Annotated in this window: 12 protein-coding genes; 6 read left to right on the forward strand and 6 right to left on the reverse strand. The window is 56.0% G+C overall.

Features of this window, described 5'->3' with window-relative positions; all coding sequences use genetic code 11:
* The first annotated feature begins 5 nt into the window (after positions 1-5).
* From RTN40_RS03420 to RTN40_RS03445, 6 genes are all read left to right on the forward strand, one after another.
* Entirely contained in the window at positions 6-1,454 is a 1,449-nt protein-coding gene (locus RTN40_RS03420) for a methylaspartate mutase subunit E (RefSeq protein WP_312227228.1), read from the forward strand.
* Complete coding sequence (locus tag RTN40_RS03425) at positions 1,451-2,692, forward strand: methylaspartate ammonia-lyase (RefSeq protein ID WP_312227229.1); 1,242 nt, start codon at positions 1,451-1,453, stop codon at positions 2,690-2,692. Before RTN40_RS03420 ends, RTN40_RS03425 begins: the two co-directional genes overlap by 4 nt.
* A 3-nt stretch (positions 2,693-2,695) precedes the next feature.
* On the forward strand, positions 2,696-4,066 hold the full coding sequence (locus RTN40_RS03430) for an acyclic terpene utilization AtuA family protein (protein ID WP_312227230.1): 1,371 nt from the start codon (positions 2,696-2,698) through the stop codon (positions 4,064-4,066).
* A complete protein-coding gene (locus RTN40_RS03435; protein ID WP_312227231.1) occupies positions 4,063-4,380 on the forward strand; it encodes a DUF4387 domain-containing protein in 318 nt (105 codons plus the stop codon). Before RTN40_RS03430 ends, RTN40_RS03435 begins: the two co-directional genes overlap by 4 nt.
* 125 nt (positions 4,381-4,505) lie before the next feature.
* Complete coding sequence (locus RTN40_RS03440) at positions 4,506-5,771, forward strand: dicarboxylate/amino acid:cation symporter (RefSeq protein ID WP_312227232.1); 1,266 nt, start codon at positions 4,506-4,508, stop codon at positions 5,769-5,771.
* A gap of 21 nt (positions 5,772-5,792) precedes the next feature.
* Positions 5,793-7,454 (forward strand): FumA C-terminus/TtdB family hydratase beta subunit, encoded by a 1,662-nt coding sequence (locus tag RTN40_RS03445; protein WP_312227631.1) that lies wholly within the window; start codon positions 5,793-5,795, stop codon positions 7,452-7,454.
* On the opposite strand, the gene RTN40_RS03450 is transcribed toward RTN40_RS03445, so the two are convergent.
* The 6 genes from RTN40_RS03450 to RTN40_RS03475 form a co-directional block, all read right to left on the reverse strand.
* Entirely contained in the window at positions 7,437-8,357 is a 921-nt protein-coding gene (locus tag RTN40_RS03450) for a LysR substrate-binding domain-containing protein (protein ID WP_312227233.1), read from the reverse strand. The two genes, RTN40_RS03445 and RTN40_RS03450, sit on opposite strands and share 18 nt — an antisense overlap.
* A 203-nt stretch (positions 8,358-8,560) precedes the next feature.
* Complete coding sequence (gene sucD / locus RTN40_RS03455) at positions 8,561-9,430, reverse strand: succinate--CoA ligase subunit alpha (RefSeq protein ID WP_312227234.1); 870 nt, start codon at positions 9,428-9,430, stop codon at positions 8,561-8,563.
* A complete protein-coding gene (sucC, locus tag RTN40_RS03460; RefSeq protein ID WP_312227235.1) occupies positions 9,430-10,596 on the reverse strand; it encodes an ADP-forming succinate--CoA ligase subunit beta in 1,167 nt (388 codons plus the stop codon). The genes sucD and sucC overlap by 1 nt, the downstream gene beginning before the upstream one ends.
* Positions 10,597-10,673: 77 nt before the next feature.
* A complete protein-coding gene (odhB, locus tag RTN40_RS03465; RefSeq protein WP_312227236.1) occupies positions 10,674-11,900 on the reverse strand; it encodes a 2-oxoglutarate dehydrogenase complex dihydrolipoyllysine-residue succinyltransferase in 1,227 nt (408 codons plus the stop codon).
* 14 nt (positions 11,901-11,914) lie between these two features.
* Positions 11,915-14,722 (reverse strand): 2-oxoglutarate dehydrogenase E1 component, encoded by a 2,808-nt coding sequence (sucA, locus tag RTN40_RS03470; protein WP_312227237.1) that lies wholly within the window; start codon positions 14,720-14,722, stop codon positions 11,915-11,917.
* Positions 14,723-14,921: 199 nt separating this feature from the next.
* Positions 14,922-15,638, reverse strand: a complete 717-nt coding sequence (locus tag RTN40_RS03475) for a succinate dehydrogenase iron-sulfur subunit (protein WP_312227238.1) — start codon at positions 15,636-15,638, stop codon at positions 14,922-14,924.
* Between the last annotated feature and the right edge of the window lie 8 nt (positions 15,639-15,646).

The following is a 15,646-nucleotide window of genomic DNA, read 5'->3' on the forward strand; positions in this document are numbered from 1 at the left end:
AACGAATGGAACTCAGCAATAAAAAGATAACTCATGACGATTTTATGTCTGAGCGGAAAGGCGTTCTGGAAACCTGGCCTACCGGACAAGACGTTACCCATTTTGAGGATGGCGTAAAGTACCAGCAGACCATCCCGCAGGCCAAAAACTTTGCCCGTGCGCTGCGCATTGCAGATGCAGAAGGTGTCACCCTCAGCCAGCCCCGCGCGGGCGTAGCGCTGCTGGATGAGCACATCGCGCTACTGAAGGTGCTGGAGCAGGAGTGCGATCTTCTGCCCACCACCATAGATGCCTACACACGCCTGAACCGCTACGAAGATGCCGCGGTGGGCATTCAAAAATCACTTGAGGCGGGCACCTCAAAACTCAACGGGCTTCCGGTGGTTAACCACGGCGTTGCCGCCTGCCGCCGCCTGACTGAATCCCTGGAGAAACCGTTGCAGGTCCGGCATGGCACCCCTGACGCACGCCTGCTGGCTGAGATCTCCATCGCCAGTGGTTTTACCAGCTACGAGGGGGGCGGCATCTCCTACAACATTCCCTACGCAAAACGGGTCACGCTCGAAAAATCCCTGCGCGACTGGCAGTACTGCGACCGCCTGATTGGCCTGTATGAAGAGCACGGTATCCGTATCAACCGTGAGCCTTTCGGCCCCCTGACCGGCACGCTGATCCCGCCATTTATGTCGCACGCGGTGGCCATTATTGAAGGTTTACTGGCCCTGGAGCAGGGCGTGCGATCCATTACCGTTGGCTATGGCCAGGTGGGGAGCCTGACTCAGGACGTGGCCGCCGTGAAAGCGCTGCGCGAGCTATCCCACGACTATTTCCGCCAGCAAGGCCATGAAAGCTATGAGCTGAGCACCGTCTTTCATCAATGGATGGGCGGTTTTCCGGAGGATGAATCAAAAGCGTTTGCCGTCATCGCCTGGGGCGCAGCCGTTGCAGGAATGGCGGGGGCAACCAAAGTCATCACCAAAAGCCCGCATGAAGCCTTCGGTATTCCTACCGCCGCCGCTAACGCCCAGGGGCTAAAGGCGTCGCGCCAGATGCTTAACATGGTCCGCGATCAGCCCTTCCCGGCCTGCCGCGCCGTCGATCTTGAGGTGGAGCTTATCAAGCGCGAGGTGCGCGCCGTACTGGATCGCGTATTTGCCCTCGGAAACGGTGATATCGCCCGCGGCACGGTGTTGGCCTTTGAAGCTGGCGTGCTGGATATCCCCTTCGCACCGGCAGCCTGTAACGCAGGCAAGATGACCCCGGTGCGTGATAACGCAGGCGCTATCCGCATCCTGGAGGCCGGTGCCGTACCGCTCCCGGATGACATCCTGGCCATGCACCACGACTTTGTTGCCGAACGCGCCCGCTTTGAAGGCCGCCCTGCCTCATTTCAGATGGTGGTTGACGATATCAATGCCGTATCCCACAGCAAGTTAATAGGAAGACCAGAATGAAAATTAAACAGGCGCTTTTTACCGCGGGCTACTCCTCCTTCTATTTTGACGATCAGCAAGCGATTAAAGACGGTGCAGGCCATGATGGCTTTATCTACACCGGCCAACCGGTGACGCCGGGCTTTACCTCGGTGCGCCAGGCCGGAGAGTGCGTCTGCGTGCAGCTGATCCTGGAGAACGGGACCGTTGCCATGGGTGACTGTGCGGCGGTGCAGTACTCCGGGGCAGGTGGACGCGATCCCCTTTTTCTGGCGGCAACCTTTATTCCATGGCTCAACGATCATATTAAGCCGCTGCTGGAAGGTCGTGACGTGCGGGCTTTCCTGCCCAACGCACGCTTTTTTGACAACCTGCGTATTGAGGGTAAGCCACTGCATACTGCGGTTCGCTATGGCCTGTCGCAAGCGCTGCTGGATGCCACCGCGCTGGCAACGGGACGGCTAAAAATGGACGTTATCGCCGATGAGTGGCAGTTGCCTACCGTTGCCGAGCCGATCCCACTGTTTGGCCAGAGCGGAGATGACCGCTACATCGCCGTCGATAAAATGATCCTCAAAGGCGTTAACGTCCTGCCCCATGCGCTGATCAACAATGTGGAAGAGAAGCTGGGCTACGACGGCGAAAAGCTGCGTGAATATGTGCGCTGGCTGGCAAACCGCGTGATGACCCTGCGCACCACTCCGCGCTACCACCCTACCCTGCATATTGACGTCTACGGCACTATCGGCCTGATCTTCGATCAGGATCCGCGGCGCTGCGCGCATTATATTGCCAGCCTTGAAAAGGAGACTCAGGGTCTGCCTCTCTATATTGAGGGACCGGTGGACGCGGGTAACAAAGCCGATCAGATCCGCATCATGACGGCGATCACCCGCGAGCTGACGAAGCTCGGCTCCGGAGTCAAGATCGTTGCCGACGAGTGGTGCAATACCTATCAGGATATTGTTGACTTTACCGACGCTGGCAGCTGTCACATGGTGCAGATCAAAACCCCCGATCTGGGCAGCATTCACAACATTGTTGATGCGGTGCTCTACTGTAACAAGCACGGCATGGAAGCCTACCAGGGCGGAACCTGTAACGAGACGGAGGTGAGCGCCAGAACCTGCGTTCACGTTGCCCTCGCCGCTCGTCCCATGCGCATGTTAATTAAGCCCGGCATGGGGTTCGATGAAGGTCTTAACATCGTCTTCAACGAAATGCAGCGCACCCTTGCGCTCCTGCAGGCAAGGAGCTAAGCGATGGCAAAGACGTTTAAGATCCTGTCGCCGACCGCTATTCTCGGCTACGGCTTTCCGGAGGAGAGCTTTTTAACGGCGATGGCTGAATCGCCGGATCTGATCGCCGTGGATGCCGGCTCGTCCGATCCCGGCCCACACTATCTCGGCGCAGGGAAACCTTTTACCGATCGCGCCGGAGTAAAGCGCGACTTGCGTTACATGATCTCAGCCGGGGTGAAACAGGGCATCCCGGTGGTTATCGGTACAGCGGGCGGCTCGGGTGCGGCTCCGCATCTCGCATGGTGCCGTGAGATCGTGCTGGAAATTGCCCGTGAAGAGCAGCTCTCATTCACCCTGGCAACGATACCCGCGGACGTTGATAAGCAGATTGTTCACCAGGCGCTGGACGCTGGCAACATCACTGCTCTCGACTTTGTGCCGCCGCTTACCCATCAGGATATCGATGACAGTACCTCCATCGTCGCGCAGATGGGCGTCGAACCTTTTCAGCGGGCGCTGGCGGCCGGCGCGCAGGTGGTGCTCGGCGGACGGGCATACGATCCGGCCTGTTTTGCGGCACTGCCAATGATGCAGGGTTTTGACGAGGGGCTGGCGCTGCACTGCGGAAAAATCCTGGAGTGCGCCGCCATTGCCGCTACGCCTGGCTCTGGCTCAGATTGCGCCATGGGGATCCTTGACGAGCAGGGCTTCACCCTGAAGGTGTTTAACCCGAAACGGAAGTTTACCGAAACCTCTGCGGCGGCCCACACGCTGTATGAAAAGTCTGACCCTTATTTTCTGCCTGGACCGGGCGGCGTGCTGAACCTGCAGGCCTGCACCTTCAAAGCGGTCAATGAGAGAGAGGTGTACGTCAGCGGCTCCCGCCACGAGACGACGCCCTACCGATTGAAGCTGGAGGGCGCGCGGCTAGTGGGCTACCGCTGCCTGACCATCGCTGGCGTCCGCGATCCCATCATGATCGACGGCATTGAGTCCATTCTCGACGAGGTGAAGTCCAGCGTCGTCAGCAACCTGAACCTCAACGCGGAAGAGATCCGCATTACCTTCCATCTCTACGGCAAAAATGGCGTGATGGGCGAGCATGAACCTGTACAACAGGTCGGACACGAGCTGGGGATCGTTCTCGACGTCGTGGCTCCGGACCAGTCGCTCGCTAACAGCGTCTGCTCGCTGGTGCGCTCAACGCTTCTGCACTATGGCTACGACGGTCGGATTGCCACAGCGGGAAACCTGGCGTTTCCCTTCTCGCCCTCGGACGTTCAGTGCGGCGCGGTCTATGAATTTTCTGTCTACCACCTTATCGAAGCAAGCGAGGCGCTGCAGTTCCCGTTTGTCCTTGAACAGGTGACGCCGGAAGGAGTACAGGCATGAAACAGTCTATTCGTTCTTTGGCCTTGGTGATCCGCTCCAAAAATGCCGGTCCCTACGAACTGGTGCTGGATATTCTCTTTAAGCAGCAGAGCGACTATCTGGCGGTGAAATCCTCCGGGCAGTTGACCGCGCAGCGTATTGCGGAGCTGTATAACCTTGACGAGCAGCATCTCCCCCGCCTCATCTGGTTCGCTCCGGCTAACGCCGTCAAAGCCGTTTTACCCAGGAATATCGTTTCGGGTAACAGAGGAGATAACGACGTCTATGGCGCACAGCAGCATGCGCCGTTATTAGACATCGTTTTTGATATTTAACACAGATAACCACAACCCGTTACGGGGTACGTCGCTGCGTACCCCTATCTAAAACTTGCTGGTCATTAGACAAAATTGAAAACCTAATCTTTGCGCTACCAGCGCCTCAATCCGATGGAGTGAAAATGAAGTCGAAAAACTTAACCACGATGATTATCGCGGGTCTGATACTGGGTATTATTGCCGGATTTATTATTAACATGGCGACCTCGCCAGAGGCAGCTAAGGCCTACTCTCAGGACATCTCTATTCTGACTGCGATATTTCTGCGGCTGATTAAAATGATTATCGCGCCGTTAATTATCTCAACGCTGGTCGTTGGGATCGCCAAAATGGGCGATGCAAAAACGCTGGGGCGAATTTTCTCTAAAACCCTGTTTCTGTTTATTTGCGCTTCTCTCATCTCCATTGCCCTGGGGCTGGTTATCGTTAATATTTTCCAGCCAGGAGCGGGTATTAACTTTGTTGCTCATGATGCTGCCAGCGTCGCCGCGCTAAAAGCTGAGCCTTTTACCTTTAAGGTGTTTATTTCACATGCTATTCCCACCAGCATCGTTGACGCTATGGCCCGCAACGAGGTGCTGCAGATTGTCGTCTTCTCGATCTTTTTAGGCTGCGGGCTGGCGGCTATTGGGGAAAAGGGTGCCCCCATCGTCCATGTGCTGGACTCGCTGGTTGAGGTCATGCTCAAAATTACCGGCTACGTTATGCTGTTTGCCCCCTTCACGGTATTTGCCGCTATCTCCGCCATGATCGCAGAGCGCGGGCTGGGCGTGCTGGTTAGCGCCGGGATCTTTATGGGCGAGTTCTATATGACCCTTGGGCTGCTGTGGGTCATCCTGATCGGGGCCTCCTTCGCCACTATTGGTCCCTGCGTTCTCCGCTTAACCAGAGGGATCTCTGAACCTGCTCTGCTGGCGTTTACCACCTCCAGCTCGGAAGCGGCCTTTCCCGGCACGCTGAAGGCGCTGGAGAAGTTTGGCGTCTCGCCGAAAATCGCCAGCTTCGTTCTGCCGATCGGCTACTCGTTTAACCTCGTCGGCTCGATGGCCTACTGCTCTTTCGCCACCATTTTTATCGCCCAGGCGTGCAATATTCACCTTGGCATGGGCGAGCAGATCACCATGCTGCTTATCCTCATGCTGACCTCGAAAGGCATGGCCGGGGTGCCGCGTGCCTCGCTGGTGGTTATCGCCGCCACCCTCAACCAGTTCAATATTCCGGAAGCCGGGCTGATCTTATTAATGGGTGTCGATCCCTTCCTCGATATGGGCCGCTCTGCTACCAACGTAATGAGTAACGCAATGGGTGCCGCCCTTGTGAGCCGCTGGGAGGGTGAACACTTTGGCGAAGGCTGCCGTGGGAAAGCATCGCAGCTTGCGCGGTTATAATAAACAGATTAACGAGAAACTATTATGAATAAATCTTTTATCTGGCAAGATCCTTTTCCACATGATAAAGACCCAACTGAATATTATCTGCTTAGCGACCAGTATATTTCGGTTAACAAAACGGATAATAAAACGCTAATTAGCGTGGATCCGCAAGGATTAACGCTGCTGGCAAAGCAGGCTTTTTACGAGTCCTCCTTTTTCTTGCGCACCGCGCATATTAAACAGGTCGCGTCGATCCTTCACGATCCCGAAGCCAGTGAAAACGATCGCTACGTTGCCCTGCAGCTACTGCGCAATGCCGAGGTCTCGGCCAGAGGTATTTTGCCTAACTGTCAGGATACCGGCACCGCGACAATCGTAGCCGAAAAAGGGCAGGCAATCTGGACCGGCGGCAACGATGCCGAGGCGTTAAGCCAGGGGATCTATGAGACCTTTCAGGAACACAGCCTGCGCTACTCACAAAATGCCCCGTTGGATATGTACACGGAGGTCAATACCGGCACCAATCTGCCTGCGCAGATTGATATCGCGGCAACGTCAGGGGATGAATATAAATTCCTGTTTATTAACAAAGGTGGCGGCTCAGCTAACAAGGCGGCGCTGTTTCAGGAGAGCAAATCCATTCTTGCTCCAGAGAAGCTGATCCCCTTTTTAGTGGCCAAAATGCAGGCGCTCGGTACCGCCGCCTGTCCGCCATACCATATTGCCTTCGTCATCGGCGGCACCTCCGCCGAACAGGCGTTGAAGGTGGCCAAGCTGGCATCGACAAAGTATTACGATACGCTGCCCACCATCGGTAACGAGCTTGGCCGGGCGTTTCGCGATCTGCACCTTGAGTCCACCCTGCTTCACGCCAGCCAGGAACTGGGCATCGGCGCGCAGTTTGGCGGAAAGTATTTTGCTCATGATATTCGGGTGATCCGTCTGCCGCGTCACGGCGGTTCGTGCCCGATTGCGCTAGCCCTCTCCTGCTCTGCCGATCGCAACATTAAGGCCAAAATCAACCGGTACGGAATATGGCTGGAGAAGCTGGAGCACGATCCGGGGCGCTTTATTCTTGAGAAGCTGCGCACTCCCCATCATACCGCCGGGGTCAAAATCGATCTTAATCGCCCCCTAAGCGAAGTCATGGGCGAACTATCGCGCTATCCGGTGGGGACGCGTCTCTCACTGAGCGGCCCTCTGGTCGTCGCCCGGGATATCGCCCATGCCAAACTGAAGGCCAGGCTTGATGCGGGTGTGGCTCTGCCAGATTACATGAAGAATTATATTGTCTACTACGCAGGTCCGGCGAAAACGCCAGAGGGAGGTATTTCCGGCTCTCTGGGGCCAACAACCGGCGGCCGGATGGACGGCTACGTGGAGGCCTTCCAGGCTGCGGGCGGAAGCCTGGTTATGCTGTCGAAAGGCAACCGCAGCCAGCAGGTGACCGACGCCTGTGCCAGGTATGGCGGGTTTAATCTGGGCAGCATCGGTGGCGCAGCGGCGCTGCTGGCCCAGGATTATGTCAGCAGCCTACGCTGCCTGGAGTATGCCGAACTGGGCATGGAAGCAGTATGGATGATGGAGGTAAAAGAGATGCCTGCTTTTATCCTGGTGGATGACAAAGGCAATAACTTTTACCGGCAGTTTGAACAGCGTCACTACTGCAATTTCTGCATATCACAGGGTCTTAAGTAACGCATGCTGCTCGAGCGCTGACTTTTTCAAAAGCCAGTCGCGGAAGAGCAGCATACCATTGGACTCTACACCCTTGTCTCGCCAGGTCAGAATAAAGCGGTTGCCGGTACGCATGGGCATATCACAGGGAATGACCATGCTGCCGTTATCGAGATCGTGCTGTACGGAAAAACGCGGCAGTAACGCAACGCCCAGCCTTGAGCGAACGGCGGCAATCAGCATCGAGATTAGATCGAAACGCGGGCCAAGCTTTACTCGCGCGCTACTAATGCCGGAGAGGGAGAACCACTCGGCCCAGCTTTCAATACGTGTACTCTGATGCAGCAGGGTAAAGTTATCCAGCAGCCGCTCTACTGTTATCTTCCTGCCGCTATAGCCGGGCAATGTCTTACTACAAACCGGCAGCAGCTCCTCTTCAAACAGAGATTCAACCTGCGCCAGGGGAGCGCAGAAATCTTCGCGCATAATGGCCGCATCGTAGTCGCGGTTGAGAAAATCCCCTACGCTTGCCAGTGAGTTGATATTTACTACGATATCGGGATAACTTTTATTAAAATCCCCAAGCTTCGGAATAAGCCAGTGGGTACTTAACGTTGGGTTAACCGCCAGCTCTATGACCCGTGACGTTGGCTGCCAGGTCATAATAGCATGCGTGTCTCGCTCAAACTTATTTAATGTATCTCGTACCATCTCAAGATAATATTTCCCTGCTTCGTTGAGGAAAATACGTTTTTTTGCATGGCTGAATAGTTCGATACTAAGAAACTCTTCCAGCGCCATTATCTGGCGAAACACGGCACTCTGCGTTAACGCCAACTCCTCTGCAGCTCGGGTATAGCTTTCATGACGCGCAACGGCCTCAAAAGTAATGAGTAGTTCTGTTTTCGGTAACTTCCCTCGCATACCGCCTCCCTGCTATTTTTGGGCGATATCCTATCACTCCTCATTACGACCTTTGCATCCTCTGCGATAATATTCGCTATATCGTGATCGCTATCGACTATTTCCGCTCATTCATTTAATAAGAATATAATACTTTCAAATACATTTGCGCAGACAATAAAAAAGGCCACCTTGCGGTGGCCAACCATGTCGAGATTTTTTATTTACTTAATAATAGATTTTAACGCTTCGCCAATGTCTGCCAGGCTACGCACGGTTTTCACCCCAGCGGCTTCCAGCGCAGCAAACTTCTCGTCCGCTGTGCCTTTACCACCGGCGATGATTGCCCCTGCGTGACCCATACGCTTGCCTTTTGGCGCGGTTACGCCAGCGATATAGCCGACAACCGGTTTGGTCACGTGATCTTTGATATAGGCAGCCGCTTCCTCTTCTGCGCTACCGCCGATCTCACCGATCATGACGATCGCTTCGGTCTGCGGGTCAGCTTCGAACAGCTTCAGAATATCGATAAAGTTAGAGCCAGGGATCGGGTCGCCGCCGATACCGACGCAGGTAGACTGACCAAAGCCGTAATCGGTGGTCTGCTTAACTGCTTCATAGGTCAGTGTACCGGAGCGGGAGACGATGCCCACTTTACCCGGCTGATGAATGTGGCCCGGCATGATGCCGATTTTGCACTCGCCTGGGGTGATAACGCCCGGGCAGTTTGGACCGATCATACGCACGCCAGCTTCGTCCAGCTTCACTTTCACCGTCAGCATATCCAGAGTCGGAATACCTTCGGTAATAGTGATGATCAGCTTAATGCCTGCATCGATCGCTTCCAGAATAGAGTCTTTACAGAAAGGAGCCGGAACGTAGATCACGGTAGCAGTTGCGCCCGTTGCTTCTACCGCTTCGCGCACGGTGTTGAACACCGGCAGGCCGAGGTGCGTGGTGCCACCTTTGCCTGGGGTTACGCCGCCAACCATCTGCGTACCATAGGCGATGGCCTGTTCTGAGTGGAAAGTCCCCTGGCTACCGGTGAAGCCCTGGCAGATAACCTTGGTATCTTTATTAATTAAAACTGACATTATTTCCCCTCCACTGCGGCAACAACCTGCTGTGCTGCGTCCGTCAGACTTTTCGCTGCGATAATGTTCAGGCCACTGTCAGCCAGTTTTTTAGCGCCCAGTTCGGCATTGTTCCCTTCCAGACGAACCACGACCGGAACGTTAACGCCCACCTCTTCCACCGCGCCGATGATACCGTCGGCAATCAGGTCACAGCGCACGATACCGCCGAAGATGTTAACCAGCACGGCTTTTACGTTATCGTCGGAGAGAATGATTTTGAACGCTTCGGTTACGCGCTCTTTGGTCGCGCCGCCACCAACGTCGAGGAAGTTAGCCGGTTCGCCGCCGTGCAGCTTAACGATGTCCATGGTGCCCATCGCCAGGCCCGCACCGTTAACCATGCAGCCGATGTTGCCATCAAGCGCAACATAGTTCAGCTCCCACTGTGCCGCCTGGGATTCACGAGCGTCTTCCTGAGAGTGGTCGCGCATCTGGCGCAGATCCGGCTGGCGGAACAGCGCGTTGCCGTCAGCGCCCAGTTTGCCGTCGAGGCAGATCAGGTCGCCCTGTTTGGTGATCACCAGCGGGTTGATCTCGATCAGCGCCAGGTCGCGCTCAAGGAAGATGGTCGCCAGGCCCATAAAGATTTTGGTGAACTGCTGAACCTGCTTACCTTCCAGACCCAGCTTGAACGCCAGCTCGCGTCCCTGGTACGGCATCGGGCCAGCCAGCGGATCGAGGGCAACTTTGTGGATCAGGTGCGGGGTCTCTTCCGCCACTTTTTCAATTTCTACGCCGCCTTCGGTAGAGGCCATGAACACCACGCGACGGGAGCTGCGGTCAACTACCGCGCCCAGGTACAGCTCTTTGTCGATATCGGTCGCGGCTTCCACCAGGATCTGGTTAACCGGCTGGCCGTTGGCATCCGTTTGGTAAGTGACCAGACGCTTGCCCAGCCAGTGCTCTGCAAACGCACGGATCTCTTCTTTGCTGTTAACGACTTTAACGCCGCCCGCTTTACCGCGGCCACCAGCGTGTACCTGACACTTCACAACCCACGGGCCGCTGCCGATCTTAGAAGCGGCTTCTTCTGCTTCGCGCGGGGTGTTGCAGGCATAGCCTACCGGCGCGGGTAAACCGTAGCGGGCAAATAGCTGTTTTGCCTGATATTCATGTAAGTTCATCTGTTCCGTCCATCCTTCATTGAATCGGGTAATGCCGGACTGCGCTTCGCTAATCCGGCCTGGAAAGCAGCAAAATACTAAACGTCCAGCAGCAGACGGGTCGGATCTTCCAGCAGCTCTTTAATGGCGACCAGGAAGCCTACCGATTCACGGCCATCAATCAGGCGGTGATCGTAAGAGAGCGCCAGATACATCATCGGCAGAATTTCTACTTTGCCATCTACCGCCATCGGGCGATCTTTGATCGCGTGCATACCCAGAATGGCGCTCTGCGGCGGGTTGATGATCGGCGTGGACATCAGCGAGCCGAAGACGCCACCGTTGGTAATGGTGAAGTTACCGCCGGTCAGATCCTCAACGGTCAGCTTGCCGTCACGGCCTTTCACCGCCAGCTCTTTGATGCGTTTTTCGATTTCAGCCATGCCCAGCGCATCGACGTCACGCAGCACCGGGGTCACCAGGCCGCGCGGCGTAGAGACCGCCATGCTAACGTCGAAGTAGTTGTGGTAGACCACGTCGTCGCCATCAATGGAGGCGTTAACTTCCGGATAACGTTTCAGCGCTTCAACGACGGCCTTCACGTAGAAAGACATAAAGCCCAGACGGATACCGTGACGCTTCTCGAAGGCGTCGCCGTACTGCTTGCGCAGATCCATGATTGGCTTCATGTTCACTTCGTTGAAGGTGGTCAGCATCGCGGTGGAGTTTTTAGCCTCCAGCAGACGCTCGGCCACGCGCTTGCGCAGGCGGGTCATCGGCACGCGTTTCTCTGAGCGGTTGCCGGCCACAGGCGTTACAGAAGGCGCAGCTTCCGCAGCCGGTGCTTTTGCCTCTGTCGCCGTTGAGGATTTCGCCAGGTGCTTCTCTACGTCTTCGCGAGTCAGACGGCCACCAACGCCGGTGCCTTTAATCGCGTTGGCATCCAGAGTGTGCTCGGCCAGCAGACGACGGATCGCCGGGCTTAACGCCTCGTTGCTCTGCTCTTCGAGGGACGCCTGCTGACGCTGAGCCGGAGTTGACTCCTTGCTTTCAGATTTCGCGCTGCTCTCTTTACCGTTGCTATTGCCTTCACGCAGGCGACCCAGGATCTGGCGTGAGGTCACGGTGGTGCCCTCATCTTCCAGTACTGCATCAAGGATGCCGTCTGCTGACGCCGGTACTTCCAGTACCACTTTATCAGTTTCGATCTCTACCAGAACTTCATCACGTTGGACGCTATCGCCCGGTTTTTTATGCCAGGTGGCCACGGTCGCATCGGCTACGGACTCAGGCAGGTCGGGAACAAGAATATCTACGCTACTCATTATTTATCCTTTAATTAATCGACGTTCAGCGCGTCGTTAACCAGATCTTGCTGCTGCTTCTGGTGAACGGACATATAACCTACCGCCGGAGAGGCAGAGGCCGGGCGACCTGCGTAACGCAGAGCAGACCCAAACGGAATCACTTCACGGAAATGATGCTGGCTACAGTACCATGCGCCCTGGTTCAGCGGCTCTTCCTGGCACCAGACAAAATCATGTACGTGGGCATAAGGTTTTAATGCTTCCTGCACCGACTGGTGCGGGAACGGATACAGCTGTTCGATACGCACAATGGCGACGTCTTTCTGGTCATTCTTACGGCGCTGTTCAAGCAGGTCGTAATAAACCTTACCAGAACAAAGGACAACGCGCTTAACCCCTTGCGGATCGAGATCGTCAATCTCACCGATGGCCGGCATAAAGGTGCCGTTTGCCAGCTCGTCGAGAGTCGACACTGCCAGCGGATGGCGCAGCAGGGACTTCGGTGACATTACCACCAGCGGACGGCGCATACCGCGCAGTGCCTGACGGCGGATCATGTGGTAAACCTGTGCCGGGGTAGAGGGCACGCAGACCTGCATGTTCTGCTCGGCGCAGAGTTGCAGATAGCGCTCCAGACGCGCAGAGGAGTGCTCTGGTCCCTGCCCTTCGTAGCCGTGCGGCAGCAGCATCACCAGACCGCACATACGGCCCCACTTCTGTTCGCCGGAGGAGATGAACTGGTCGATCACCACCTGCGCACCGTTGGCAAAGTCACCAAACTGCGCTTCCCAGATGGTCAGGGTGCGCGGCTCGGCAGTGGCGTAGCCATACTCGAATGCCAGCACCGCCTCTTCAGAGAGCACGGAGTCCCAGACGCGGAAGGTACCCTGTGAGTTATGGACGTGGTGCAGCGGCGTGTAGGTCGAGCCATTAGCCTGGTTGTGGATCACCGCGTGACGGTGGAAGAAGGTGCCACGGCCGCTGTCTTCCCCGGACAGGCGCACCGCAATGCCTTCGTCTACCAGCGTAGCGTAGGCCAGGTTTTCCGCGCCGCCCCAGTCGAAGAGCTTCTCGCCTGCGGCCATCGCCTGACGGTCACCGTAGATTTTCGCCACGCGGGACTGCATCTCGATAGCGTCGGGTACGGTGCTGATACGCTTCGCCAGCTCCTGAACGCGCTTCATCTCTACCTTGTTCGGGTAGCTCTCGTCCCACTCGTGGTTCAGGTACGGCGACCAGGTAAAGGAGTGCATGTTCATTGGACGCCACTCTTTTACCACGCACTCACCGGCATCAAGCATGTCGCGGTAGACGTTCACCATTTCGGTGGCATCTTCCAGAGACGCGACCTTCTCCTGCTCCAGACGGTCAGCGTAGATTTTACGCGGCGTCGGGTGCTTTTTGATTTTCTGGTACATCAGCGGCTGGGTTGCACTCGGCTCGTCAGCTTCGTTATGGCCGTGACGGCGATAGCATACCAGGTCAATAAAGACGTCGCGTTTAAAGGTGTTACGGAACTCCAGCGCCAGGCGGGTGACAAAGGCTACCGCTTCCGGATCGTCAGCATTAACGTGGAAAATCGGTGCCTGTACCATTTTACCGATGTCGGTACAGTATGGCGTGGAGCGCGCATCGAGCGGGTTAGAGGTGGTGAAGCCCACCTGGTTGTTAATGACGATGCGCACCGTGCCGCCCACTTCGTAGCCGCGGGCTTTGGACATGTTCAGGGTTTCCTGCACCACGCCCTGGCCGGTTACCGCCGCATCACCGTGAATAGTGATCGGCAGAACCTTGTTGCTGCTCGGCTCGTCGAGACGATCGAGACGCGCACGTACGGACCCCATCACTACCGGGCTGACGATCTCCAGGTGCGACGGGTTAAATGCCAGCGCCAGGTGAACTAAGCCGCCCTCGGTTTCGATATCGGAGGAGAAGCCCATGTGGTACTTCACATCGCCGGTACCGAGATGTTCTTTATGCTTGCCCGCAAACTCGTCGAACAGATCCTGGGTCTTTTTACCCAGCACGTTGATCAGGACGTTGAGACGACCACGGTGCGCCATACCCAGCACCACTTCACGCGTGCCGCTCTTGCCGGCGTGGCGGATCATCTCTTTCAGCATCGGGACCAGCGCGTCGCCGCCCTCCAGCGAGAAGCGTTTCGCACCCGGGAATTTCGCCCCCAGATAGCGCTCCATTCCTTCCGCCGCCGTCAGCTCGCTGAGGAAGCGTTTTTTCTCTTCGGCGCTAAAGGCCGCGCGGCCTGCCACGGACTCAATCCGCTGCTGGATCCAGCGCTTCTCTTCAGTGCTGGTGATATGCATATACTCAGCGCCGATAGAGCCACAGTAGGTCTGCTTCAGGGCGGCAATCAGCTCGCCCAGCGGCATGGTATCTTTGCCAAAGGCAAAAGAGCCGATGTTAAAGCTCTGCTGCAGATCGGCTTCGGTCAGATCGTGATAGGCCGGGTCGAGATCGGCAACGCGCTCCTGTTTCCACAGTCCCAGCGGATCGAGATTGGCCTGCTGGTGGCCGCGGAAGCGGTAGGCGTTAATGAGCTGCAGGACTTTAACCTGCTTAACGTTGGTATCAGGGTCGGAGAGTGAGGAGGTGTAACGTGAGGCATCCTTCGCCAGACGACGAAAATAATCACGTGTTTTGGAATGAAATTGATCCGGTTTAACTCCCGTGCCAGGTAATTCCTGGAACATGGAACGCCAGTTTGCGTCTACCGAATCAGGATCGGTTAAGAAGTCTTCATAGAGCTGTTCTATCCAGCTCTGGTTAGACCCAGAGAGGTAAGAAGAGTCCAGCCAGGCTTTCATTGCGCCGTTCTGCATCGTGATCCCTTAAGCATTTTGTATGCTTACTTCGCCGTGGATAACTACAACGTACACCTAATAGCGCACGTACCGGGGTTCACAAGCGAGCTCTCTGGCCCGCGAAGGAACCTTTAAAAACTGTCTGTCAGGCAGTTTTTAAAGATCTCCTGCATATAACTTGCCTGCTGGCGCGACACCAGCAGGCAAGACGACTTACTTATGCACTACGTTGCAGCAGCATCGACTTAATATGGCCGATGGCGCGCGTTGGGTTCAGCCCCTTCGGACACACGCTGACGCAGTTCATGATGCTATGACAGCGGAATACGCTGAAAGCATCGCTCAACCCATCGAGACGGCTCTCGGTTTCGGTATCGCGGCTGTCGATCAGGAAGCGATACGCAGCCAGCAAACCGGCTGGGCCGATGAACTTGTCCGGGTTCCACCAGAATGACGGACAGGAGGTGGAACAGCAGGCGCAAAGGATACATTCATACAGCCCGTCGAGCTTCTCACGCTGCTCTGGAGCCTGTAAGTGCTCGCGAGCGGGTGGATTATGCCCATTATTCAATAAGTAAGGCTTAATCTTCTCATATTGTGCATAGAATTGCCCCATGTCTACCACCAGATCGCGAACAACCGGCAATCCAGGCAGTGGACGAATGACAATTTTCTTCTTGCCGTTGCCGAGCGCCGAGATCGGCGTGATGCAGGCCAGGCCGTTTTTGCCGTTCATATTCAGGCCGTCGGAGCCACAGACCCCTTCACGGCAGGAGCGGCGGAAGGCCAGGGTTGGATCCTTCTCTTTCAGCTGGATGAGGGCATCCAGCAGCATCATATCCCGACCCTCTTCCCCTTCCAGGGTGTAGTCCTGCATACGCGGAGCGTCGTCTACGTCCGGGTTATAACGATAGATTGAAAATTCGATTTTCATTTCCGGTC

The sequence above is a fragment of the Pseudescherichia sp. genome, from assembly GCF_031987975.1.
In the GTDB taxonomy this organism is placed as follows: Bacteria; Pseudomonadota; Gammaproteobacteria; order Enterobacterales; family Enterobacteriaceae; genus Pseudescherichia.

Coding starts and splice junctions, on each gene's coding strand:
- RTN40_RS03420 (WP_312227228.1), top strand. CDS start 6: ATGGAACTCAGCAATAAAAAGATAACTCATGACGATTTTATGTCTGAG.
- RTN40_RS03425 (WP_312227229.1), top strand. CDS start 1,451: ATGAAAATTAAACAGGCGCTTTTTACCGCGGGCTACTCCTCCTTCTAT.
- RTN40_RS03430 (WP_312227230.1), top strand. CDS start 2,696: ATGGCAAAGACGTTTAAGATCCTGTCGCCGACCGCTATTCTCGGCTAC.
- RTN40_RS03435 (WP_312227231.1), top strand. CDS start 4,063: ATGAAACAGTCTATTCGTTCTTTGGCCTTGGTGATCCGCTCCAAAAAT.
- RTN40_RS03440 (WP_312227232.1), top strand. CDS start 4,506: ATGAAGTCGAAAAACTTAACCACGATGATTATCGCGGGTCTGATACTG.
- RTN40_RS03450 (WP_312227233.1), bottom strand. CDS start 8,357: ATGCGAGGGAAGTTACCGAAAACAGAACTACTCATTACTTTTGAGGCC.
- sucD (WP_312227234.1), bottom strand. CDS start 9,430: ATGTCAGTTTTAATTAATAAAGATACCAAGGTTATCTGCCAGGGCTTC.
- sucC (WP_312227235.1), bottom strand. CDS start 10,596: ATGAACTTACATGAATATCAGGCAAAACAGCTATTTGCCCGCTACGGT.
- odhB (WP_312227236.1), bottom strand. CDS start 11,900: ATGAGTAGCGTAGATATTCTTGTTCCCGACCTGCCTGAGTCCGTAGCC.
- sucA (WP_312227237.1), bottom strand. CDS start 14,722: ATGCAGAACGGCGCAATGAAAGCCTGGCTGGACTCTTCTTACCTCTCT.
- RTN40_RS03475 (WP_312227238.1), bottom strand. CDS start 15,638: ATGAAAATCGAATTTTCAATCTATCGTTATAACCCGGACGTAGACGAC.